Annotated in this window: 26 protein-coding genes and 1 tRNA gene; 18 read left to right on the top strand and 9 right to left on the bottom strand. The window is 62.3% G+C overall.

Annotated features, from left to right (window positions below; genetic code table 11):
- Positions 1-83: 83 nt before the first annotated feature.
- Positions 84-374, top strand: coding sequence for a hypothetical protein (locus VSR82_RS35800; RefSeq protein ID WP_429455646.1), 291 nt, complete (start codon positions 84-86; stop codon positions 372-374).
- A 305-nt stretch (positions 375-679) separates the two neighbouring features.
- Positions 680-1,297 carry a hypothetical protein gene (locus VSR82_RS35795; protein WP_429455645.1) on the top strand — a complete coding sequence of 206 codons (618 nt, stop codon included), beginning with the start codon at positions 680-682 and terminating at the stop codon, positions 1,295-1,297.
- A 93-nt stretch (positions 1,298-1,390) separates the two neighbouring features.
- On the opposite strand, the gene VSR82_RS35790 is transcribed toward VSR82_RS35795, so the two are convergent.
- Positions 1,391-1,789: a helix-turn-helix domain-containing protein gene (locus VSR82_RS35790; protein WP_429455644.1), complete on the bottom strand. Its 399-nt coding sequence runs from the start codon at positions 1,787-1,789 to the stop codon at positions 1,391-1,393.
- A 230-nt stretch (positions 1,790-2,019) separates the two neighbouring features.
- Here VSR82_RS35790 and VSR82_RS35785 point away from each other — a divergent pair, with 230 nt between their 5' ends.
- The 4 genes from VSR82_RS35785 to VSR82_RS35770 all read left to right on the top strand — a co-directional run bounded on the left by VSR82_RS35785 (position 2,020) and on the right by VSR82_RS35770 (position 4,396).
- Complete coding sequence (locus tag VSR82_RS35785) at positions 2,020-2,325, top strand: tyrosine-type recombinase/integrase (protein WP_429455643.1); 306 nt, start codon at positions 2,020-2,022, stop codon at positions 2,323-2,325.
- A gap of 527 nt (positions 2,326-2,852) precedes the next feature.
- Positions 2,853-3,599, top strand: coding sequence for a hypothetical protein (locus VSR82_RS35780; RefSeq protein ID WP_498858526.1), 747 nt, complete (start codon positions 2,853-2,855; stop codon positions 3,597-3,599).
- A gap of 9 nt (positions 3,600-3,608) precedes the next feature.
- The gene (locus tag VSR82_RS35775; RefSeq protein ID WP_429455641.1) at positions 3,609-4,079 is read left to right on the top strand and encodes a hypothetical protein; all 471 of its coding nucleotides are present in this window, start codon (positions 3,609-3,611) and stop codon (positions 4,077-4,079) included.
- Positions 4,076-4,396, top strand: a complete 321-nt coding sequence (locus tag VSR82_RS35770; protein WP_429455640.1) for a VENN motif pre-toxin domain-containing protein — start codon at positions 4,076-4,078, stop codon at positions 4,394-4,396. The genes VSR82_RS35775 and VSR82_RS35770 overlap by 4 nt, the downstream gene beginning before the upstream one ends.
- A 37-nt stretch (positions 4,397-4,433) precedes the next feature.
- Here VSR82_RS35770 and VSR82_RS35765 read toward each other — a convergent pair.
- Positions 4,434-5,614 (bottom strand): IS3 family transposase gene (locus VSR82_RS35765; protein ID WP_498858525.1). Its coding sequence is split into 2 segments (ribosomal slippage): positions 4,434-5,350 and positions 5,350-5,614, totalling 1,182 coding nucleotides; the frame shifts between segments, so codons are not numbered across the junction.
- 136 nt (positions 5,615-5,750) lie between these two features.
- Between VSR82_RS35765 and VSR82_RS35760 the strand changes: the two genes are divergently transcribed.
- Positions 5,751-6,194 (top strand): DUF4279 domain-containing protein, encoded by a 444-nt coding sequence (locus VSR82_RS35760; protein ID WP_429455639.1) that lies wholly within the window; start codon positions 5,751-5,753, stop codon positions 6,192-6,194.
- A 121-nt stretch (positions 6,195-6,315) separates the two neighbouring features.
- Positions 6,316-6,675, top strand: a complete 360-nt coding sequence (locus VSR82_RS35755; protein ID WP_429455638.1) for a hypothetical protein — start codon at positions 6,316-6,318, stop codon at positions 6,673-6,675.
- 151 nt (positions 6,676-6,826) lie between these two features.
- Here the strand turns inward: VSR82_RS35755 and VSR82_RS35750 are convergent, their stop codons facing one another.
- Both VSR82_RS35750 and VSR82_RS35745 read right to left on the bottom strand, forming a co-directional pair.
- Entirely contained in the window at positions 6,827-7,186 is a 360-nt protein-coding gene (locus VSR82_RS35750) for a hypothetical protein (RefSeq protein WP_498858524.1), read from the bottom strand.
- On the bottom strand, positions 7,171-7,407 hold the full coding sequence (locus VSR82_RS35745) for a hypothetical protein (protein WP_429455636.1): 237 nt from the start codon (positions 7,405-7,407) through the stop codon (positions 7,171-7,173). Before VSR82_RS35745 ends, VSR82_RS35750 begins: the two co-directional genes overlap by 16 nt.
- Before the next feature lie 197 nt (positions 7,408-7,604).
- On the opposite strand from VSR82_RS35745, the gene VSR82_RS35740 reads away from it, so the two are divergent.
- Complete coding sequence (locus VSR82_RS35740; protein ID WP_429455635.1) at positions 7,605-7,838, top strand: hypothetical protein; 234 nt, start codon at positions 7,605-7,607, stop codon at positions 7,836-7,838.
- Positions 7,839-7,886: 48 nt separating this feature from the next.
- Here VSR82_RS35740 and VSR82_RS35735 read toward each other — a convergent pair whose 3' ends face one another.
- On the bottom strand, positions 7,887-8,162 hold the full coding sequence (locus VSR82_RS35735; RefSeq protein WP_429455634.1) for a hypothetical protein: 276 nt from the start codon (positions 8,160-8,162) through the stop codon (positions 7,887-7,889).
- 527 nt (positions 8,163-8,689) lie between these two features.
- Between VSR82_RS35735 and VSR82_RS35730 the strand changes: the two genes are divergently transcribed.
- The 6 genes from VSR82_RS35730 (at position 8,690) to VSR82_RS35705 (ending at position 12,567) form a co-directional block, all read left to right on the top strand.
- Positions 8,690-9,631: a DUF5996 family protein gene (locus VSR82_RS35730; RefSeq protein ID WP_368583682.1), complete on the top strand. Its 942-nt coding sequence runs from the start codon at positions 8,690-8,692 to the stop codon at positions 9,629-9,631.
- Positions 9,632-9,705: 74 nt separating this feature from the next.
- Positions 9,706-9,783, top strand: a tRNA-Gln gene (locus VSR82_RS35725).
- A 287-nt stretch (positions 9,784-10,070) separates the two neighbouring features.
- A complete protein-coding gene (locus VSR82_RS35720) occupies positions 10,071-10,277 on the top strand; it encodes a helix-turn-helix domain-containing protein (protein ID WP_429455633.1) in 207 nt (68 codons plus the stop codon).
- Positions 10,278-10,376: 99 nt separating this feature from the next.
- Complete coding sequence (locus tag VSR82_RS35715; protein ID WP_429455632.1) at positions 10,377-10,604, top strand: hypothetical protein; 228 nt, start codon at positions 10,377-10,379, stop codon at positions 10,602-10,604.
- Between the two features lie 182 nt (positions 10,605-10,786).
- A complete protein-coding gene (locus tag VSR82_RS35710) occupies positions 10,787-11,656 on the top strand; it encodes an NmrA family NAD(P)-binding protein (protein WP_429455631.1) in 870 nt (289 codons plus the stop codon).
- 122 nt (positions 11,657-11,778) lie between these two features.
- Positions 11,779-12,567, top strand: coding sequence for an AraC family transcriptional regulator (locus VSR82_RS35705; RefSeq protein WP_429455630.1), 789 nt, complete (start codon positions 11,779-11,781; stop codon positions 12,565-12,567).
- Between the two features lie 64 nt (positions 12,568-12,631).
- Here VSR82_RS35705 and VSR82_RS35700 read toward each other — a convergent pair whose 3' ends face one another.
- On the bottom strand, positions 12,632-14,233 hold the full coding sequence (locus VSR82_RS35700; RefSeq protein ID WP_429455629.1) for a DHA2 family efflux MFS transporter permease subunit: 1,602 nt from the start codon (positions 14,231-14,233) through the stop codon (positions 12,632-12,634).
- 213 nt (positions 14,234-14,446) lie between these two features.
- Between VSR82_RS35700 and VSR82_RS35695 the strand changes: the two genes are divergently transcribed.
- The gene (locus VSR82_RS35695; RefSeq protein WP_429455628.1) at positions 14,447-15,121 is read left to right on the top strand and encodes an alpha/beta hydrolase; all 675 of its coding nucleotides are present in this window, start codon (positions 14,447-14,449) and stop codon (positions 15,119-15,121) included.
- A 188-nt stretch (positions 15,122-15,309) separates the two neighbouring features.
- Positions 15,310-16,362, top strand: coding sequence for a rod shape-determining protein (locus VSR82_RS35690; protein WP_368583688.1), 1,053 nt, complete (start codon positions 15,310-15,312; stop codon positions 16,360-16,362).
- Between the two features lie 84 nt (positions 16,363-16,446).
- On the opposite strand, the gene VSR82_RS35685 is transcribed toward VSR82_RS35690, so the two are convergent.
- The gene (locus VSR82_RS35685; RefSeq protein WP_368583689.1) at positions 16,447-16,740 is read right to left on the bottom strand and encodes a contact-dependent growth inhibition system immunity protein; all 294 of its coding nucleotides are present in this window, start codon (positions 16,738-16,740) and stop codon (positions 16,447-16,449) included.
- Between the two features lie 11 nt (positions 16,741-16,751).
- Positions 16,752-17,261, bottom strand: coding sequence for an RNase A-like domain-containing protein (locus VSR82_RS35680; protein WP_498858523.1), 510 nt, complete (start codon positions 17,259-17,261; stop codon positions 16,752-16,754).
- Positions 17,262-17,610: 349 nt separating this feature from the next.
- On the opposite strand from VSR82_RS35680, the gene VSR82_RS35675 reads away from it, so the two are divergent.
- A complete protein-coding gene (locus tag VSR82_RS35675) occupies positions 17,611-18,471 on the top strand; it encodes an alpha/beta fold hydrolase (protein WP_429455626.1) in 861 nt (286 codons plus the stop codon).
- A gap of 65 nt (positions 18,472-18,536) precedes the next feature.
- Here VSR82_RS35675 and VSR82_RS35670 read toward each other — a convergent pair whose 3' ends face one another.
- Complete coding sequence (locus VSR82_RS35670) at positions 18,537-18,938, bottom strand: hypothetical protein (protein WP_368583691.1); 402 nt, start codon at positions 18,936-18,938, stop codon at positions 18,537-18,539.
- Positions 18,939-19,253 lie beyond the last annotated feature (315 nt).

The raw sequence follows: 19,253 nt of genomic DNA, 5'->3' as shown, positions 1-19,253 counted from the left end.
CTCTTCGGCCCCATCGGCAACATTCCACCTGCCGAGGCAGAAGCCGCTTACTATGCAAATCTCGCTGAGTCTGTCACTGTGGCATGACGCAAGCAAAACGGTCTCCGGAAAACCCGGGGCGCTTCATCCTCGTCGAGGTGCATCTGCCGGATTCCATCGATCGCGCGCCGGAGCCACGCATCGACAATGACGCGATGATCGTCGTGGAGCCGGTCGGCCGGCGCGGCCGTGGAATTGCGCAATTGCTGGTCGCGGTTCGTCATCGAGATCCCCTTGTAGTAGTACACAGACATGACGCACGTAACAAAACGCGTGCGGATCGGGCTGCCAGCCTTGCCGGTATTGGGTTTGCGGCGGTGCACGGAAAAGTGTAACTTGCCGATGCTGGAAACGGTTGACGGCCTGAAACCCAGGCGTAGCAAGGCTTTGCGGCGTGGTGCAAATTGCACCATGCGGTGTTCAGCGTGGACGCGGTGCCGGGTTCGTCGCACCGGTTCGTCCGTCGTTGTACTCGCGCACCATCTGGCCGAAATGGACGAGGTGTTGCACGATGGTTCGCGTGGTATCCAGCTTCGTTTGTCCAGCAGTCGGTGCCGCGCGGTTTGCCGTAATTCGGGCAATGCGACTGCTGGACATCGGGAATCTGAAATTTAAACTTGACTGCGGAGAATGAAGCCCGATGGGAACTCCTTTATCGCTGAACGGCCTGTTCGGCGTATGGTCTGAGGCCATGGCCCGTAATGAGCCGACGATCGCGTTTGAAGTGCGTAATGGCCGCGGCCGATTCCTGTTCATGATGTTCTTTGATCCTGACGATACGGCCACAAATGACCGCCTGCTTGTGTTTCTGCAGAATACCCGGCACATGCTTGAATTGACGCTCTATGGGGCCCATGCGCGAGGGCAGTTTGATATCTATCTCAAACAGCGGGACGTGGCCGCGATCAGGCGAGAGCTCGAATTGGCAGGGGATACTGGCCTGCCGTTCGATGAAGCTCGCTTCATCGGCGCATTGAATGCCGTGTTGCCTGCTTCATTGCCGCTGGCGGCAAAAGTCGAAACATTGCGGACGAATATGCCAGCCATCCGGGATCGATTGAGCACCATTCTCGACGATCACAACAAGACTGAGCTTATTGGGGAAAAGCAGCTTCCACAGCAGCAGCGTCCGAGAGAGAAGACGTTAAGAAAGCTCTATTTGTATTCGACGGACGCCCCGGAGGCTGTTGCTGTTTACATTGAGAGTCTTAAAAAACGGAATTGCACGTTGGCATGGCGCGTACCGGGTACGGCATGAGTTTGCTTGTATGTTTTAAAAAAAGAAAAGCCACCCCCAAACCCCGGCCTGAGCGCCGGGGTTTGTTCTTTAGCCGTCAGTGTTGCGGCCGGGTCAGTGCTGGGCCTGTGCCAGCACGGCGTCGAGCATCTGGGCGATGAACTGCTGCTTGGCCTTCGGCAGTTGCGCGATGGTTTCGATCTGCTTCTGCCACTTCGGCGCAGGACCGCGCTTGCTGCGCGCGGCGTTCTCCGATTCCCCGAACAGGTCATCCAGCGAAACGGACAGGGCGCGGGCGATGGCAGGCAGGAGCGAAACCGGCAGGCGTCGGCGACCAACCTCATACGACTGGTAGGTCTGTTGCGTGAGTCCGAGGGTTTGTGCGATCTGCGCCTGCGTGATGCTTCGTTCCTTGCGGAAGCGCGCCATACGTTCGCCCAAGGCGACAAAAAAAGCGCGATCGTCGTCGGTGATCGGTAAGGCTGGCATGGCGTCAGGCAGTGCTTCGAACATGAGGATTGCCATAACGATACCCCGAGGTTTGCAAATTGGCGTCGAGTATACGTCATAATGACGTATACTGCTGGCGAGTTATTTTTACGAAAACCCCCTTGACAGGTTTTTAGCGGAGGCCCGAAACACGATGCCGACGATCCCGATCGCGAAGGATGAGCTGGAGCGGCTGAAAAGCGAGGTATCGCTGCGGCGGCTGATCGAGAGCCAGGGGCAACCGGCTCTCGACCGTGGTGTCGAAAACGATCGTCGCGGCGGGGCTGGGCAAGATCGGCAGTTGCCACCTGTTCCGTCACGCGATGGCCACGCAGATGCTGGAGAACGGCGCGGACATCCGCTATGTGCAGGCGATGCTGGGGCACGCTGACCTGAAGACGACAGAAATCTACACCCAGGTCAGTATCCGTGCGCTGAAGGATATCCACACGGCGACACACCCGGCGCGGCTGGGGCGATCGGACGAGGAGCATAGCGCCGATGCGTTTGCCACCGATCCTGATGTCCAGGCGCAGGCCGATGAGCCTGCTGGCCGGTAGCGCCTGACGGCGCGGCCTGCCTGCTTGCTGCGCTTGATGACGAGGTGCAGGAAGAGCGCGGCGAGTAAGGGCGGGCCTCAACGTGGGCCAGAAAACCGGCGCAAGCCTATCCGGCGATGGAAAACGGTTTGTGTTAACACAAATCATGAGATCGAACGCCAGCCTGCGGGCTGGCGTTTCTACATCTGGCATTGCCGTTACCCGGAGCCCGCCCGGTTGACGGCTTCACAAACCTTGACAGTCTGATTGACCCAACCTGGTTAAAGTTGGCCCATCCGCGCGCGTGAAGATGCGCACGCATCGTTCTTTAAGGCGCTTCGGGGTGTGGGCTGAAAAACCGCGTCTGGGGCAAAAAACTTGATCGTAGGACTGCATCCAGGCGGCGGCCGCTGGCGAAGCCGCGCCGCGTCTGGGGTTTGCATGTTGTGCTGAACGCGGGCGCGTCAGGGCAAAGATAAGCGGCATTGGGGTGCGCGGCATCCGCTGCGGAGGGAACGGGTTGCGCTGGCGGGGCGATTGGCGGGGCCGTGTCGGCCGGGCTGAACCCAATCATAAACAGCAGCGGCACCCTCTCGCCCGGGGCCTTGGCAAGTATTGAAACGTTCGTAAGCGGCAGCGTGGCCGGCGCGCTCGGGTTCAACTTTCAAGGGGCAATGACGGCGGCACAGAATGAGACACTGAATAACTTCTGCGACCATAACTCGTGTGGTCGCGCGTTGGCCGCAGTGGGGGCAGCGGTCGGCGGTGGTGCAGCGGTCGCGGGATCAGTTGTTGTGGACGCTGCGACAGGCGGTTTAAATGTCGTTGCGACGCCGGCCGAGGTGGCTGGCGGTGCTACCGTAGGCGCCGCCGTGGGCGGAGCTATCGGATCGTGGTTAGATTGGCTTGGGTCACATGGCGGCGTGACGCTTAATAGTGGAGATACTGGAAGTGCAGGCACCCAAGAAGGAACCTCCGTATCTGGCGATTCGTCTACCGCTCCCGACTTACCGACGGGTCTGGTCGGTGAACAAGACAGTAAAAGCGGGCAAAGAGTAAACCGTAATATCAGCGGTCCTCTCAGCCCGGCGAATGGTGGCACGGGAGACGCGCTGCAAGATTTCAACAAGCTGACCGGAGGTAAGAGTAGCCCTGCGCCAGCAGACAGCGGCTATCCGCCCGGCACTTTAATTGGCCCCAATGGGATTGCTTACCGTCCTGGAAAAAACGGAAGCGGAGCCCGCATCGACATTCCCGCGAACGGTTCGAAGCCGCATGAAACGCTGCATTACTAGAGAGCTATCTTGAAACACCTGAATTTTGCTTTGCACCAAATTGACTCCTTGGGCGAACAGCTAAGCGGTGGTTTTGTGCGTCTTTCGTTGGTGTTTGCCGCACATGGACGACCAATATCGGTCAAGTTGTGGCGTTCCGATGGTACGGGCATACGGGTACGGTGTCGCATGTACGACGTTGCAGAGCGTGTTGAGCATGGCGTGTTGGAGTTTGAGCCACTGGCCGAAAATGGAGGGGACGACGCAGTCATCGACTTGCCGGACGATATGCACGGTAAATGCACCGTCGCAAAGTTAGTGTTGAATGATGACGGCGTTGTGTGCGAGTCCGGTCTAGTAATTCGTGGCTCTCGGGGAGGCGAACTGATTGTAGTAGCGGGCGTGTATCCCCACACGTTGGCGGTTAACGTAGCGAAGGCGTTCGGACCCTTCGAACCCGAATATCCGATGGAGAAGTACGCGCGCGTCGAGAATGTGTGATCGGGGCGATTGGCGGGGCGACGAGCGCGATTGTGGCGCCGTTCCTGGTAGACCAGGCCGGTGGGTCTAACAATCTGACGACTGACCAGCGCGCGGCAATCGTAGGCGTCTCGACGTTGCTCGGTCGCTTGACGGCGGGGCTTGCGGGCCAGAATGCGCAAGCAGGGGCGACGGCGGCTGAGAATGAGTCGCTGAATAACGCGACCTCTACTAAAAATCCGCGATTTGCAGCGAAGATGTTGGGATACGACTACCAGACGTTTGGCGACATGCTACATGTGCTCAAGCCGGCAAACGGATTGGGACCAGCCGACTGACCTTGCCCCTGTTTCACGAATCCCATGGCTGAAGTCATCAGGCCGCTTGCCCCCGCTGAGCAGCGGCCCAAATCTTCTCGAACGTCATGGGGCTGACATAGTCCAATGTCGAATGCAGTCGGCGGGCATTGTAGAAAACAAGCCAGTCAACGATTTCATCCATCGCAGCACGCCGCGTCGCGAAGTGCCGACCGTGCAGTCGTGCGACCTTCAGCGAACCCCACAGGCTTTCGGTCGGCGCATTATCCCAACAATCGCCACGCCGGCTCATTGACGAGCGCATGCCGTACGCCTTGAGCGTGTCCTGGAAGAGTCCGCTGCAATACTGGCTGCCACGGTCGCTATGCACAATCACGCCGGCTTCGGGGCGGCGCCGGAACCATGCCATGCGCAGTGCATCCGTGACCAGTTCGGCCTTCATATGCGGCTGCATCGACCAGCCCACCACTTGCCGGCTGAACAGGTCGATTATGACCGCCAGATACAGCCAGCCTTCGGCCGTCGCCACATACGTGATGTCGCTCGTCCAGACCTGATTCGGCGCTGTCGCCGTGAAGTTGCGCTCCAACAGGTTCGGCGCGACCGGCAGGTTGTGGTTCGAGTTCGTCGTCGCGATGTACTTGCGCTTGTGCCGTGCGCGGATACCATGCTGCGCCATCAGTTTGCGAACTCGCTCCTTGCCAACGCGTACGCCGCGCGCAACCAGCTCTTTCCACATGCGCGGCCAGCCGTATTCGCCCTTGACCTCCGCGTGAATCGCCTTGATGTGCGCCAGCAGTGCGTCGCTGCTCACGCGGCCTCGGTGCGGCTTGTTCCGAGCGACACGTTGCCGTCGCTGATGAAAGCCGCTGGGGCTCACATCGAGTACTTCGCATAGCACCGAAATCGGCCAGTGACGGCGATTGCGTTCGATGAACGCGTACTTCACGTCGAGTCCTTCGCGAAGTACGCACAGGCCTTTTTTAGGATGTCGCGCTCCATCTTCAGCCGCGCCACTTCCGCACGAAGTCTCGACAACTCCATCTGCTCCGGGCTTACCGGCTTCGTGCCTGCTCCGCCAAGCTTGCCTTCCTGCTCAGCCTTGAACCAGTTGGAAATCGACTGCGCCGGCACGGCCAGCGTGGCGGCCACTGCCGCGACGCTCTGACCGGCTTTGACCAGCCGAACCGCTTCCAGCTTGAATTCGAGCGTGTAGCGCGCCCGCGTCGTCTTGCTCATCTTCTGGATTCTCCTTGCTTGAGTTTAAACGCTCAGCAAGGGATTCTTTTTTCGGGGGCAAGCTCAGACAACGTTATTTTCCACAGCAACGGAGACGTTGAGTTCAACGGCAACATTATCGATAACATGCACAACTATGCCCAGTAACCGAGCCACTCGAAAGGCAAGTACGCATGCGCTTGCTCATGCGACTTTCATTATTTCGTCCGATGGTACTGCTCCGGCTGCTTGGACAAACTACTTTGGAATATCGCCGAGTCGGACGATCACCAAAGGGCAGCCATACATATTGCCATCGGGGCGGCTAAGTGATCGCTTGGGAAAGCTCGAATTATGGGCGCTGGAAAGTAAAGCAGTAGTCCGGAGCGATCAGTTGGAGCCACACCTTCGCTATCTGATTGAGCGGCTTGGATTGCCACGTGCGGATCTTAGGGCGCATGTTGAGCGTGCGGATGCACGGATGCGCTTCTTCTGTTACTGGAGCAACGAGGACGGTGATCGGATACCCGATGTGCCGGAGGATATTAAGACAATGATGGAAGCCCTCGGCGGAACAATTGAAATCGACGAGTATCGCTGAAGAACTGCCAAGGGCTATTCCTTAATGAGACATATTGGATTTGACGGCGGGCATTCGATATATGAGCTGGGCCCTGGCTCGGATGTGATTCTGTTCTTCGATTGCCTGAAGAACCGATCGTTTGTATCGCCGCTACTTGCGGCGGGAAGAACTGGACAGGGCTGCGGCGCTGATGGAGCAGGCACGCCAGATCTTTGCACAGCATCCCGCCGCTTCAGCTGTTGACTGGGATACATTGTTGTCGGGTGACCCGGGACGGAGCTGGCTGAATCCGAACCAACCGACTCTTGCCGACGTGTTCAGCAAATACTTCGAGAACTTCGGAAAAGCGTGCGGCTCGGCAAAATCGTTTGTGGATGCATTCAACATTTACCAGCCGGTTCGAGTAGTGATGTCCGACTTGCCGGGCTTCGCGCGCGACAAGAACAAGCCGCTGGCGGAATACGATGCGCTGGAGGGCAAGCCGTTCTGGCTTCAGTAGAGCGCAACGCAGGAAAGGCCCGCGCCGGTTATTGCCCGGACAGCCGCGAAGAGACGAACCCGGCCGCGGGCCGGGTCTGTGCTTTATGGCGTCGAGGTGCTTCGGTTCGATTTGCTTCCTTCGTCGTCGGCCGTGCGCCGATGCCGGACCGCTAGAAAAGCCGTCCCGCGACTTCGCGGCGCACGTCCCAGTTGAGGTGCATTTGCCGGACTCCGTCGATCGCGCGCTGGAGCCACGCATCGGCAATTGCGCGATGCTCGTCGTATGGTCGCTCAGCCAGCGCGACCGTGGAATTGCGCAATTGATCGTCGAAGTTCGTCATCAAAATCTCCCCTTGAATGATCACAGACATGACGCACGTAACAAAACGCGTGCAAACCGGCCGCAAACCCGCACCGGTCACAGGTTTGCGGTGTACCACCAAAAAGTGTAACTGGTCGGTGCCGGGAGTCGGCGAATCGCCCGAAGCCCATACGGGCAAAGCTGTGCAGCGCGTTACAAAATGCACCATGTGGTGTTCAGCACCACTGACGCGGCGGTGATCATGAAATCGACGTGCACGGCATCGTAAGGGAATTCTATTGTGCCGTCGGCGTTGCGGTCGAGCACCCCGGCGTTGAGCAAAACAGGGGGTTCGACCAGCCCTGCGTGCAAGGCAGCGGTGACGGCCGCGCTGGCCGGTGGCAATGATGTGCAGGCTATCAACGGCACGGTATATGCGTTCGATCCCAACGCTCCGGCAATCAAGGCTGTCGGTGACCCGTATCAGACAGCGTATGCGAATTCGTTCGACGGTCAGGTGGCGCAGAGCACGGCTGAAGGGCTTCAACTCGCGCCGGTGGAAAATACCGGGGACTTGGCGCTGCGCTCGGAACGATTGGGAAGTGGCTCGGCCTTGGGACGGAGGTCACAAACCGTGCAGCGGGACAGTGTGGGACTCGATTACACCTGTTCCTTCCGCTGTCGATCGCGTGGCCCTGCTTGAGCGCATGGTGGCGCTGATACTGCTCGCCGGTGAGAGCTATCGTGCCCAATTCTCGGAACTCGCCAGGCTGGCGCGAACGGGGGCGGACGGACTGGATCCGGGGCCGGAGTGTGCGGGGTTGCTGGCCGAGATTGAGAAACGTGCGCAGGTGGCCGGAGAAGTCTTGCGCTCGACATGAACGTGCTGCGCTGCCTGCACGATCAGGTGCTGCCGACGCTGGAGTGAGTCACGCTGATGCTTCAGGGCTGCTGTGTGGCGCGGCCAGCGGTGGGCCATACCGGGTTCGCCGGTCGTCGTTCCCGCGCCCAATCCGGCCGAAATGGGCGATGTGCCGCGCGATGGCGCGGGCGTCATCGGGCCTCACTTCGTCGCGGATGCGGCGCAGCCTGGCCTGCTGCAATTCGAGCAGTTCGACGCGCTGCGCATCGGGTGCCGGTCGGTGCAATTCGCCGTGAATGGCTGCGGCGAGCAGAGCGATGCGCTGGCCGATGACGCCGCACATGACCTCGTAACCGACGCTCGCGTCAAACCGTCTTCGTGCGTTTCGCTGTTCATCGTGATGGTTCCTGATGCGTTAGCTTGAGCGTGGCAGGGCGCAGTTGGCGCAGCCACTTCCGGGTTGTCGCTACGGGTTGTTGCGCTGCAAAATGAATTTGATGTGGTCCGATTTTTTATGTTCACGTATCGGCCGTCCGAGGGCTTCCCGCACACTTTATGTTCCTGGATTCTCCGTAGTTAAGCGTCTGCGATTGGGTCCCCGCAGACTTTATCCGTGGTTTCCGGAGGTGACCGCGACGTAACGACGGACGTTAGAGCGGTCTTTTCCGCAGACTTTAGCGTGCACAGATAAGACCGCGCTCGGCTGAACCTTGTGGGCGAGCAGGCCTGCGCAACCGGTAGCCGCCGGATTGCGCGACAGGTGACAAGACTTTGCGTCTGGCGTAAGGTCATTCAGCGACCAGCGCACCTTGAAGGACTAGGGCGCGCGTCATTTGGCGATGACACAGACGAATTTGTGATGGAGCCGCTATGAGCGCGAACTGGACTGATATTCCGTACGACGCCTGGCGCGACACGTGCGCCGCGTTGCACCTCTACACGCAAATCGCCGGCAAGTACAAGCTCGCCCGAACCCCATGGCTGAATCATTCGTGGCACGCTACGTTGTACGTCAGCGCGCGTGGCCTGACGACGTCGCTTATACCCGATGCCAGCGGCGTGGAGATCGAGTTCGACCTGCTCGAACATCGCGTGCTCGGCAGCGCTGCCGATGGACGCAAGGCGCACTTTGCGCTCGCCCCGATGTCGGTTGCACAATTCCACGCGAACTTTTTGGATCTGGTTGCGCAACTCGGAGGCAAGCCCGTGTTTCACGGCCGACCCAACGAGATCCCGAACCCCGTGCCGTTCGAGGACGACCATGCAGCGCGCCCGTACGACGCCGATGCCGTGAGCCGCTTCTTTCGAGCGCTCGTCACGGTCTGTTGTGTGCTTGAGCGGTTTCGTACCGGTTATATCGGCAAGGTCAGCCCGGTTCATTTTTTCTGGGGTAGCTTCGATCTCGCCGTGACGCGTTTTTCTGGACGCCGCGCGCCTCTCCATCCCGGCGGCGTTCCAGCGCTACCCGATGAAGTGACGCGCGAAGCCTACAGCCACGAAGTATCGTCGGCCGGGTTCTGGCCGGGGGGACCGGCGACACCTTTCCCGGCGTTTTACTCTTACGCTTACCCGTCGCCTGACGGCTTTTCCAACGCAACACCCCAGCCGGGCGGCGCCTATTTCGACGACAAGCTTGGCGAATTCATCCTTCCGTACGAAAGCGTCCGCACGTCGAACGACCCCGAGCAAGCGCTGCTGGCTTTTCTCGAGAGCACGTATCAAGCGGCCGCGGATCTCGGCGGCTGGGACCGGGCGGCACTCGAATGCCGGGGAGGTGAGCCGCTCAGGCCGCGACCGGTGGATCACCATTGAGCGAACCCATCTCACCGGATCTGCGAGAACCCTTTGCTCTTTGCGAATCCTCTGGTAGGATCTCGCCCCTACGTAGGGGAGTCGCCAAGCTGGCCTAAGGCACCGGATTTTGATTCCGGCATTCGAAGGTTCGAATCCTTCTTCCCCTGCCATCACTCTCTTTCAAGCCCTGGATCTATCCAGGCGTCGGTCTTTCTGGCTGACATCGCGCACTTCACTCTCTGTGCGACGACTCCATCCCACATGCATGCAATCGAGCCCTTCACACTCGATGCGTCCCATTTTCAGACATCCCACAGCGTCGATCCTCTGTGAGCGTCCGATTTTGCGACACCTCGCTGCTGCGGATGACCCCTCGCTTTCCTCCCTGAACGCCAACTGAGGACGGCTTCGTTACTTTCTTCTCCTTTATATGCTTTTGACGTCGAGCCAAACTGCCGTGTCGCTCGACGATTTGCCTGCCGAGTTGCTCGATGACATCTCGATGTCCGGGGCCATGCCTTCACTGCGGGACGAGAACGCAAGTCTGGAGGCTGCGGAACGTTCAGCCATTGCACGCGCCCTTGGCGTTTCGCGCAGCACGCTCTATCGCAAGATCGAGTTTTATCGGCTGGAGGGGACGGTCAAGCCAGCGGACAGGGAATGACGAAGGCTGTACGATCTTGGCCAGGCGAGGCAGGCCCAATGCGGCATGCGTTGCTCGACTAGCACAACGATAAACGAGAGCATCAGGGTGGCTGGTGCAATGGCCATAACCGCACAGGAGAGACACCAACAGCGCAGGCTGCTGGAAGTCCTGCTCCATATCGGCGAAGACTACCGGCGCATCAATGACTGTGATCACGAGCTGTTCACCTCTCTGGCGCTCGACGCGAAGGCCTTCCGAATCAGCGACTCACGCGTCGTGATGCGGCAGACCTTCTCGATGACGCGGCAAATGATGCAGGCGAGGCGCACGACGAGATTTAGCTAGCGGACGAGGGGCCGGCGCAAATACGTTTTACGTGTTGTGGCCGGCCCTGTTCTCTGACAAGCGACGCGCCGAGCGGATGACATCAAGTCACTAAACAAATGACATCCACGCTCTCGCGAAATCGCCGCGCCACACCGAGAATTCCTCCCATCACGGCATCCGCCGTCATCGAGGAGAGAAGCATGTTTGCAATTACCGGTGTGACAGGACAGGTGGGCGGCGCGGCGGCACGCGCGTTACTCGACGCGGGGCACGCGGTGCGCGCCGTGCTGCGCGACGAAAGCAAGGCGGCGCCGTGGCGCGAGCGCGGCGCCGAAGTCGCGATCGCGTCGTTCGACGACGCCGACGCGCTCACCGCCGCGTTTCGCGGCACGGCCGGCGTGTTCGTGATGATCGCGCCGAACTTCGCGCCGCTGCCCGGCTATCCGAACGCTCATGCGGCGGCCGCGGTGCTGAAGGAGGCGCTGTCGAAGGCACGGCCGGGGAGGGTGGCGGCGTTGTCGTCGGTGGGCGGGCAGCGCGAAACGGGGCTCGGCCTGATCACGCAGGTGCATATTCTCGAGCAGACGCTCGCCGGTCTGTCGATCCCAACCGCGATCCTGCGGCCGGCCTGGTTCATGGAGAACTCGCTGTGGGATATTGCGCCGGCCCGCATATCCGGCGTGATGCCGAGCTTTTTGCAGCCGCTCGACCGCGCGTTTCCGATGGTCGCGACAGCGGATATCGGCCACGTCGTTGCACAGACGCTCACGCAGTCGTGGCAGGGGCGACGCGTGATCGAGATCGAGGGGCCGCGGCGTTATACGCAGCGCGAGATCGCCGAGATGCTCGGCGACCTGCTCGGACGCCCGGTCGAAGCGCGCGCGGTGCCGCGCGAGGAGTGGCAAGCGCAGTTTCAGGCCCAAGGCACCGAATGGCCCGCGCCGCGGATCGAGATGCTCGACGGCTTCAACTCGGGATGGATCGATTTCGAGGATGGCGTGAACGAGCGGGTGGTCGGGACGACCTCGTATCGGACGGTGCTGGAGCAGTTGGTGAGGCGGGCAGGATAAGCCGGGTCTCGGGCGGGGCCGCGCTCGAGGTTGCCGGACCGTGTGAAGCCGCCCCGCAACCGGGCCCCGCGCGCGTGCTAATCTTGCTCCCTTCGCGGACGTCCCGCGTCAGAGCAGACACCATGACGGAAGCCTTCGATCCGGACGGCATCGAGCCAGCGGTCTTCGTGGTCGGCGAGCGCCATGCGACGCTGGACGGGCCGTGGCGCGCGTATCGGCGCGCGCATCTGATTCACGTCAGCGAAGGCGTGCTGACGGTGCGCACGAAGTCCGGCCGCTGGGTCGTGCCGCCCGCCCGCGCGCTGTGGATTGCCGCGAATACGCCGCACTGCCTGCACGCGAGGCGGCCCGTGCAGTTGTATTCGCTCTACGTCGCGACCGGTTCCGCGATGGACGCCACCGCCGACCCCGCCTTAGACCCCGCGCCGCTACCCACGCAGACCGGCGCGCTGATCCCCGACACGCTGGTGCAGGCGCTGCTCGCCACCGCGGCCGATCTGCCGCACGATCACCCTCCCGACGAACCCGCCCGCCGTCTGCTGCAGGTGCTGCTGGATCGCGTCGCCGGCTTGCCCGCCGCGCCGCTCGGCCTGAACTGGCCGGGCGATCCGCGCGCGCAGCGCATCGCCGAGGCGCTCAGCGCGAATCCCGCGCAATCGCTGGTGCTCGAGGAACTCGCCGCGGCCGCCGGCGTGACCGCGCGCACGGCCGCGCGTCTGTTCGCGAAGGAAACGGGGCAGACCTTCGGGCAATGGCGCCAGCAGTTGCGCCTGCTAGCCGCGCTCGAACATCTCGGCGCCGGTGAGAGCGTCACGCAGGTGGCGCTCGAAGTCGGCTATAACGACGTGTCGTCGTTTATCGCGGTGTTTCGCGATGCGTTCGGCGACACGCCGGCGCGCTATTTCCGCTGACGCAAGCTCGCGGCCACTCCCCAGCCACCGCGCGAGCGTCGCCTCGCGCGCTACCGAAGCTGCGTCAATGCGCGCCGGCCGCATCCGGGCCACCGCCGCCTTTGGCTGGCCGCGTGATCCAGATCAGCGGAATGATCAGCACGAAGATGATCGCCGACACAAAGAAGATGTCGTTCAGGCCCATCATCGCGGCCTGGGTGTTCACGGTGAAATCGAACAGCGCATCCGCCGATTGCGGACTCAGATGCAGCACCGACTGCGTATTGTCGATCTGCTGCGCGAACAACGGGTTGTCGACCGACGCCTGTTCGGTGAGCCGCACGTGATGCAGGATCGTGCGGTTGTTCCATGCGGTACCCGCGATCGACGTGCCCACCGCGCCGCAGAACACGCGCACGAAATTCGATAGACCCGCCGCCGCCGGAATCCGGCTCTGCGGCTGGCCGGACAGGATGATCGCCGTCAGCGGCACGAAGAACAGCGCCATCGGAATGCCTTGCAGCAGCGTCGGCAGCACGAGGTGCCACGTGTCGATCTCGATCACGTACTTCGAGCGCATGTAGAACACGATCGCGAAGCCGACGAACGCGACCGTCGAGATCACGCGCGCGTCCGAGTGCGGCAGCACGCGGCCGAGTATCGGCGCAAGAATGATCGCGAAGATGCCGAGCGGCGCGGTGACCAGACCGGCGTCGATCGAGCGGTAGTTCAGATACTCCTGCATCCATTGCGGCAGCAGCACCAGATTGCCGAAGAACACCCCGTATGCAACCGAAATCGCGATCGTGCCGCCGAGAAAATTGCGCTGCTGAAAAAGCCGCAGATCGACGATCGGATGCTCTTCGGTCAGCTCCCAGACGAGGAAAAACGCAAAGCTGATCAGCGCGACGAGGCCGAGAATCGAGATCACCGGCGACGAGAACCAGTCGAGATCCTTGCCCTTGTCGAGCATGATCTGCAGCGACGCGACCCACGTGATCAGCAGGCCGAGGCCGACCACGTCGATCGGCGGTTTGCGCGTCGGCGATTCGCGGGTGCGGTAGATCATCCACGTGACGCCGGCCGCGAACAGGCCGACCGGGATGTTGATGTAGAAGATCCACGACCAGCTGTAACTGTCGGTGATCCAGCCGCCGAGCGCCGGACCCGCGATCGGGCCGACGGTGGCGGTCATCGCCCACAACGCGAGCGCGGTCGACGATTTCTCTTTCGGATACGAGCCGAGCAGGATCGCCTGCGACAACGGAATCAGCGGGCCGGCCACGGCGCCCTGGAATACCCGCGCGAGCAGCAGGATCGGCAGCGTCGGCGCGACGCCGCACAGCCAGGACGCGAGCGTGAACGACAGGATCGCGCCGACGAACAGCTTCACCTGGCCGATGCGCTGCGTGAGCCAGCCGGTCAGCGGAATCGCCACTGCGTTGGAGGCCGCGAACACGGTGATCACCCACGTGCCTTCGTCGACCGAGACGCCGAGGTTGCCCGAAATGGTCGGAATCGCGACGTTCGCGATCGACGTATCCAGCACGTTCATGAAGGTGGCGAGCGCGACCGCGATCGTCGCGAGAACCAGCCGGCCGCCTTCGAGAGGCGCGGGCGGCGGCGGTGGCGCGGGGGGCTGAGGCGGCGGCGACGCGGAATCAGGCGCGGAGTTGGGCTGGCTCAAACGGCGTTCTCCGGATGGTTTGCCTCGGACCGTGCGGCGCGGCGGCGGGTCCGTCGATGCGCAAAAGCATACCCGCATTCGCCCGCCGGCGTCGGCCGCAGCCGCGGCCGATGCGGCTCCCGGCGACGCGAACGCGGCACGCGGCGTATGCTCGCGGCTAGGGCTGAGCCACCACGGCCAGAGGCACTAAACCACGGAAAAAAGGACACCACCATGAGTTGGCAGCAATTCGAACACGGCTGGCGGCGCGCGCCGAACACGGCACCGCCGAACGCGCCCGCGACGAGCCTCGTCGTGCTGATGCACGGCGTCGGCAGCAACGCGCGCGATCTGATGCCGCTCGCCGATATCTGGAGCGACGAGCTGCCCGGCACCGCATTCGTGTCGCTCGACGGCACGGATCCGTTCGACGGCGGCTTCGGTGGCCGCCAGTGGTTCAGCCTGCGCGACGTCGACGGAGCGAACCGCGAGGCGCGCGTCGCCGCCGCCTATCCGGCGCTGCGCCGCGTGCTCGATGCAGAGCTTGCGCATTGGCAGTTGTCTTTCGATCGGCTTGCGCTGGTCGGCTTCTCGCAAGGTTCGATCATGGCGCTGCATCACGTCGCGTCTAGCGCGGAGGGCGCGGCGGGCGTCGTCGCGTATTCGGGGCGGCTCGCCTCGCCGATCGTCTCGTCGAACCGCGCGACGCCGCTCACGCTGGTCCACGGCGAGGACGACGAGGTGATCCCGGTGCGCGAACTCGAATTCGCGGCCGACGCTTTCAGCGCCGCCGGCTACCCGGTCGACGCCTACATGCTGCCCGGCGTCGGCCATACGATCACGGCCGACGGCGTCGCGCTCGGCCGTGACGCGCTGGAACGCGCACTGGGCAAGCTGTCGCGCGATTGACACAACTCCGATAGAAAGCGGGCCTAAAGATTCTGATGAGCTTGCCGACATACGGGCAATAGCTTGAAAATCACCCCCGCCGCGCGGGAAGCGCAACGCCCAGCGGGCGTGTCGCGCGGCTTCGGGGACCCGGGGGCGCATTTCCAAACCGCCCAAGAAGGCGGATAACGACACATCAGAGCCTGCATATGGCCAGACCGACGCCGCATTACCCGCTCTTTGAGCGATTGTTCCGCCACTCCGTGGCGGTGGATCTCGGCACGGCCAACACCCTTATCTATACCGACGACGGCGGCGTCGTGCTGAACCAGCCGTCCGTCGTGTGCTTCGAGACGCAGCCCGCGAGCGGGGCGAAACGGATCGCCGCGATCGGCGCCGAGGCGCGCCAGCTGCTCGGCCGCGCGCCGCGCAATCTCGAAACGGTGCGGCCGATGCGCCACGGCGTCATCGCCAACTTCGCCGCCGCCGAACACATGATCAAGCAATTCGTCGACATGGCGCGGCCGCGCTCGCTGTTCAGCCGGCGCGCGGCATTCACGCTGTGCGTGCCGGCCGCGGCGACCCATGTCGAGCGCCGCGCGATCCGCGAAGCGGCCGAGGCGGCCGGCGCGTGGAAGGTCAGCCTGATCGGCGAATCGCTCGCGGCCGCGCTCGGCGCGGGGTTGCCGGTGCGCGATGCGACCGGCTCGATGGTGGTCGACATCGGCGGCGGCACCACCGAGGTCGGCGTGATCGCGCTGGGCGGCACCGCGTATAGCGGCTCGGTGCGCGTCGGCGGCGACAATTTCGATGCGGCGATCATCAGCTACGTGCGCAATCTGTACGGTGTGCTGCTCGGCGAGCAGACCGCCGAGCACGTGAAGAGAGCCATCGCCTCGGCCGTGCACGACGTGCCGCTCGAGCAGATCAACGCAACCGGCCGCAGCGTCGACGACGGGCTACCGCGCACGGTGCAGCTGAGCAACCGCGATATTTCGGAGGCGATCGAAGCGCCGCTGAGTCAGGTGATCGGCGCGGTGAAGCGCGGGCTCGAATCGGCCCCCGCTGAACTCATAACGGACATCGCTTACAAGGGCATCGTGCTGACCGGTGGCGGCGCGCTGCTCCGCAATCTGGGGCGGCGTTTGAGTGAGGAAACCGGCCTCGACGTGCACGTCGCCGACGAACCGCTGACCTGCGCGGTGCGCGGCGCTGGGGCGGCGGCAGCGGCGGGGTGGGTGGACGAAGCCGGGGACGCGTGAGCGGTGGGCGGGGGTTGGTTGCCTGCCAAATTGCGCATGCACCGGCTGACATCGAATCTTCCGCGCGCGGCGACGACCAATGGATTACGCGCTCAGAAGGCGCTCCAATTCGTCGAGAAACGATGCAGTCGTATGACTCCACAACTTAGGGTCAAACTGCGAGCCATATGCTTCTTCGAACGCAGCGTCCAGATGGTCGGAATGTGCCTTCCTGAAACTCTCGATTTCAACAAGGATGCCCTTGATGCTTTCTGTGGAGCTATCCCGTTTATAGCAACCTACGATAGCTTCAATGGTGCTTCCCCAGTACGAGCAATCCTCGTTGAGGTACACACCAAAAAGCTGATTGAGTTCGGGATACAGTGGATTCTCTTTCATAAGCGCTTTTCTCACAGACCGACGAAAGCCGTTAGGACGTAATACGGCATGCCATTGTAGGTCTCACGCTTGAGCACAACCAGAATCTTGTTTCCCTTCACGAGCCGGCCCGTTTTTCTGACGACCCCATAACCGACATCTCCGGATACGTGTTTTGTTATACGCAGCGGGGCACGCATTCCGGTTGACTGCGCCCACAGACGAATCCGGTCGGCGTCGGCCATCATCACTTTCGAAATCGCTCTCTCAGCCGTTCTCTGGTCTTTAAATGACGTCGCTGCTGGTATCCAAGGTTCGTCTATCAGCCGTTGTCGCAACCACGCCTCATCTTTTCCGACATGCTTCAAAAGCGTATGGCCGCCGATCCCGTTCAGCGTTTTTGCTTCATGCTCCTTCAGTCTGATCCGGCCCATCGTTACGCTGGCCGCGCGTGCAGCCTTGACCGAGCCGGCGAAGCCAAATGGCACGACCATATCGATCGACAGGCCGATATTGTGCGCCATGTCAGGTGGTGCTTTCATCGTCGCGGCCAGCTTGCTCGTGCCCTGCTGGATCAGTTTGGCAGTATCCTGGCCCGTCCAGATTTAACGCAAACCCGCCGAAGCGGTATCTGAGCCATGGACGCCGAACACAACACATCCAGCCTTGCTCGCCATTGTCGGTTCCGGCAGCACACACAGAGCAGCCGCCCCGACCATCTCCAGCGTGGTCGGGGCACCTTGCGGACATCTACCCGACGCGTCGCCGGAGCCTATGTGACAATACGCGTCGCGTCCCGTTTCCCGAGCCGCCGATACGCCCGCTTCTCAATGCCCGTTGCCCGCCCCGCGCACATCCGCGCCCCGATGCCGCGCTGTCCGTAAACCAACCGTGAATCAATCCGTCTCCGCTTCGTCTCTGTCGTCATCGCCATCCTTCATCGACCTACGTAGCGGCTTGCGCATGCCTTACATCGAGGCCGGCGCCGGCGAACCGCTGCTGTTCGTGCACGGCTCGTTGTGCGACTACCGCTACTGGCAGCCGCAACTGGCGGGTCTGTCGAAGCGCTATCGCTGCGTCGCGGTCAGTCTCACGCATTACTGGCCAGTCACCAATAGCGAGGCGGACCTGCCGTTCAGCTGGAGCAGCCACGCCGATGAAGTGGCGGAGTTCATCGCTGGTTTCGGCGCGGGGCCCGCGCATGTGGTCGGGCATTCGCGCGGCGGTTGCGTCGCCTATCATTGCGCGCGACGCCATCCCGAACACGTGCGTACGCTGACACTCGCCGATCCGGGCGGCCCGCTGCAGATCGCCGGACGTCCGCCCGCGAGCGTGCCGGAGCCGGTCAACGCATTGCGCGCGAAAGCGGCTCAACTGATAGAAAGCGGCGCGGTCGAAGCAGGCTTGCAACTGTTCGTCGATTCGGTGAGCCGTCCCGGCTTCTGGGCGATGAGCACGCCGGGCTTTCGCCGCATGGCGACCGACAACGCGCACACGCTCGCGCGGCAATTCCGCGATCCGCTACCCGCCTACGTGCCCGAGGACGCGGCGGACCTGCGCTGCCCGGTGCTGCTGATCGACGGCGAGAAAAGTCCCGACATGTTCCACCGCACGGTGACGGCGTTGCAGGGATGGTTGCCCGATGCGCGCCGCGAAACGGTGCGCGGTGCGTCGCACGGCATGAACCTCGCGCACCCGTCCGCGTTCAATCGTTACGTGGATGAATTCATTCAGGCCGTGAGCGCGCGCTGAGGAAGTGAAGCGAACATCAACGGGCGATCGGCCGGCGCGTCGCCGCCGATCGTCCGTTGACAGCATCAGGCCTTGCGATGCGCGTCTTTGTCGAGCGCGCGTTCGGCCGCTTCGCCGACGAGCCCGTGATAGTACAGATGCACGCCGATCGCGAGCGAATCGTTGCGGATTTCGTGGAACACCTTCCACGCCTTCACCGGGTCCGTGAACAGCAGATAGTGTGCTTCCCGCGCGATCAGAGCCGCGACCTCATGCAGGCCGTGTCCATGCAGCACGTCGACGAGCGTGTCGAGGCTGCGATGGGTGCGCGCGTCGGTGCGCGGATAGAGCATGTGCAGCACCGCAACGTCCTGGGTCTTCAGCGCCGCCGACAACGCGACGACGATATCCTGATGATTCAGCGCGGTGACCGTGTGGTCTTCGGTATGGACGTGATCCGGAAACAGCGTTTCGAGAGAGGCATTCATCTGTATTCGTCCTGCTTTTCTGTGTGATCAAAAAAGCCCGCTTCGAATCGCGGGCCGCAAGCATCAATGCACGCACCCAGTATCGCAGACGGATCGAGCCCGACGCAGCCTGCTGGCAGCAAAACATTGTTGCAGCTGGTGTTCCGACTTTCGAACAACTTTCATCGGCAGCGCGATGCCAGCGCCCCGTGCCGACAACGAATGTTGCGCACGCGGAGATGGACTGTTGCGAGCAATCGACGCAATCAACGACACGCCGGCCCGTAGAATGCGCAGCGGAACCTGAGCATGCCCGTACCGGTTCGAGAGCGGCGA

Origin of the sequence: Burkholderia sp. JPY481, assembly GCF_038900515.1 — a bacterium.
GTDB classification, from domain to species: domain Bacteria; phylum Pseudomonadota; class Gammaproteobacteria; order Burkholderiales; family Burkholderiaceae; genus Paraburkholderia; species Paraburkholderia youngii.
Note: the sequence above shows the minus strand (reverse complement) of the source record. Positions and strands in the feature narration are given on the sequence as shown.

Excerpts from the sequence above, each read along its gene's own strand:
- VSR82_RS35730 (WP_368583682.1), top strand. The coding sequence starts at position 8,690 with ATGAGCGCGAACTGGACTGATATTCCGTACGACGCCTGGCGCGACACG.
- VSR82_RS35795 (WP_429455645.1), top strand. The coding sequence starts at position 680 with ATGGGAACTCCTTTATCGCTGAACGGCCTGTTCGGCGTATGGTCTGAG.
- VSR82_RS35790 (WP_429455644.1), bottom strand. The coding sequence starts at position 1,789 with ATGTTCGAAGCACTGCCTGACGCCATGCCAGCCTTACCGATCACCGAC.
- VSR82_RS35680 (WP_498858523.1), bottom strand. The coding sequence starts at position 17,261 with ATGAAAGCACCACCTGACATGGCGCACAATATCGGCCTGTCGATCGAT.
- VSR82_RS35710 (WP_429455631.1), top strand. The coding sequence starts at position 10,787 with ATGTTTGCAATTACCGGTGTGACAGGACAGGTGGGCGGCGCGGCGGCA.
- VSR82_RS35705 (WP_429455630.1), top strand. The coding sequence starts at position 11,779 with ATGACGGAAGCCTTCGATCCGGACGGCATCGAGCCAGCGGTCTTCGTG.
- VSR82_RS35750 (WP_498858524.1), bottom strand. The coding sequence starts at position 7,186 with ATGGTGCATTTTGTAACGCGCTGCACAGCTTTGCCCGTATGGGCTTCG.
- VSR82_RS35695 (WP_429455628.1), top strand. The coding sequence starts at position 14,447 with ATGAGTTGGCAGCAATTCGAACACGGCTGGCGGCGCGCGCCGAACACG.
- VSR82_RS35715 (WP_429455632.1), top strand. The coding sequence starts at position 10,377 with ATGGCCATAACCGCACAGGAGAGACACCAACAGCGCAGGCTGCTGGAA.
- VSR82_RS35735 (WP_429455634.1), bottom strand. The coding sequence starts at position 8,162 with ATGTGCGGCGTCATCGGCCAGCGCATCGCTCTGCTCGCCGCAGCCATT.
- VSR82_RS35685 (WP_368583689.1), bottom strand. The coding sequence starts at position 16,740 with ATGAAAGAGAATCCACTGTATCCCGAACTCAATCAGCTTTTTGGTGTG.
- VSR82_RS35690 (WP_368583688.1), top strand. The coding sequence starts at position 15,310 with ATGGCCAGACCGACGCCGCATTACCCGCTCTTTGAGCGATTGTTCCGC.
- VSR82_RS35670 (WP_368583691.1), bottom strand. The coding sequence starts at position 18,938 with ATGAATGCCTCTCTCGAAACGCTGTTTCCGGATCACGTCCATACCGAA.
- VSR82_RS35800 (WP_429455646.1), top strand. The coding sequence starts at position 84 with ATGACGCAAGCAAAACGGTCTCCGGAAAACCCGGGGCGCTTCATCCTC.
- VSR82_RS35760 (WP_429455639.1), top strand. The coding sequence starts at position 5,751 with ATGCCCAGTAACCGAGCCACTCGAAAGGCAAGTACGCATGCGCTTGCT.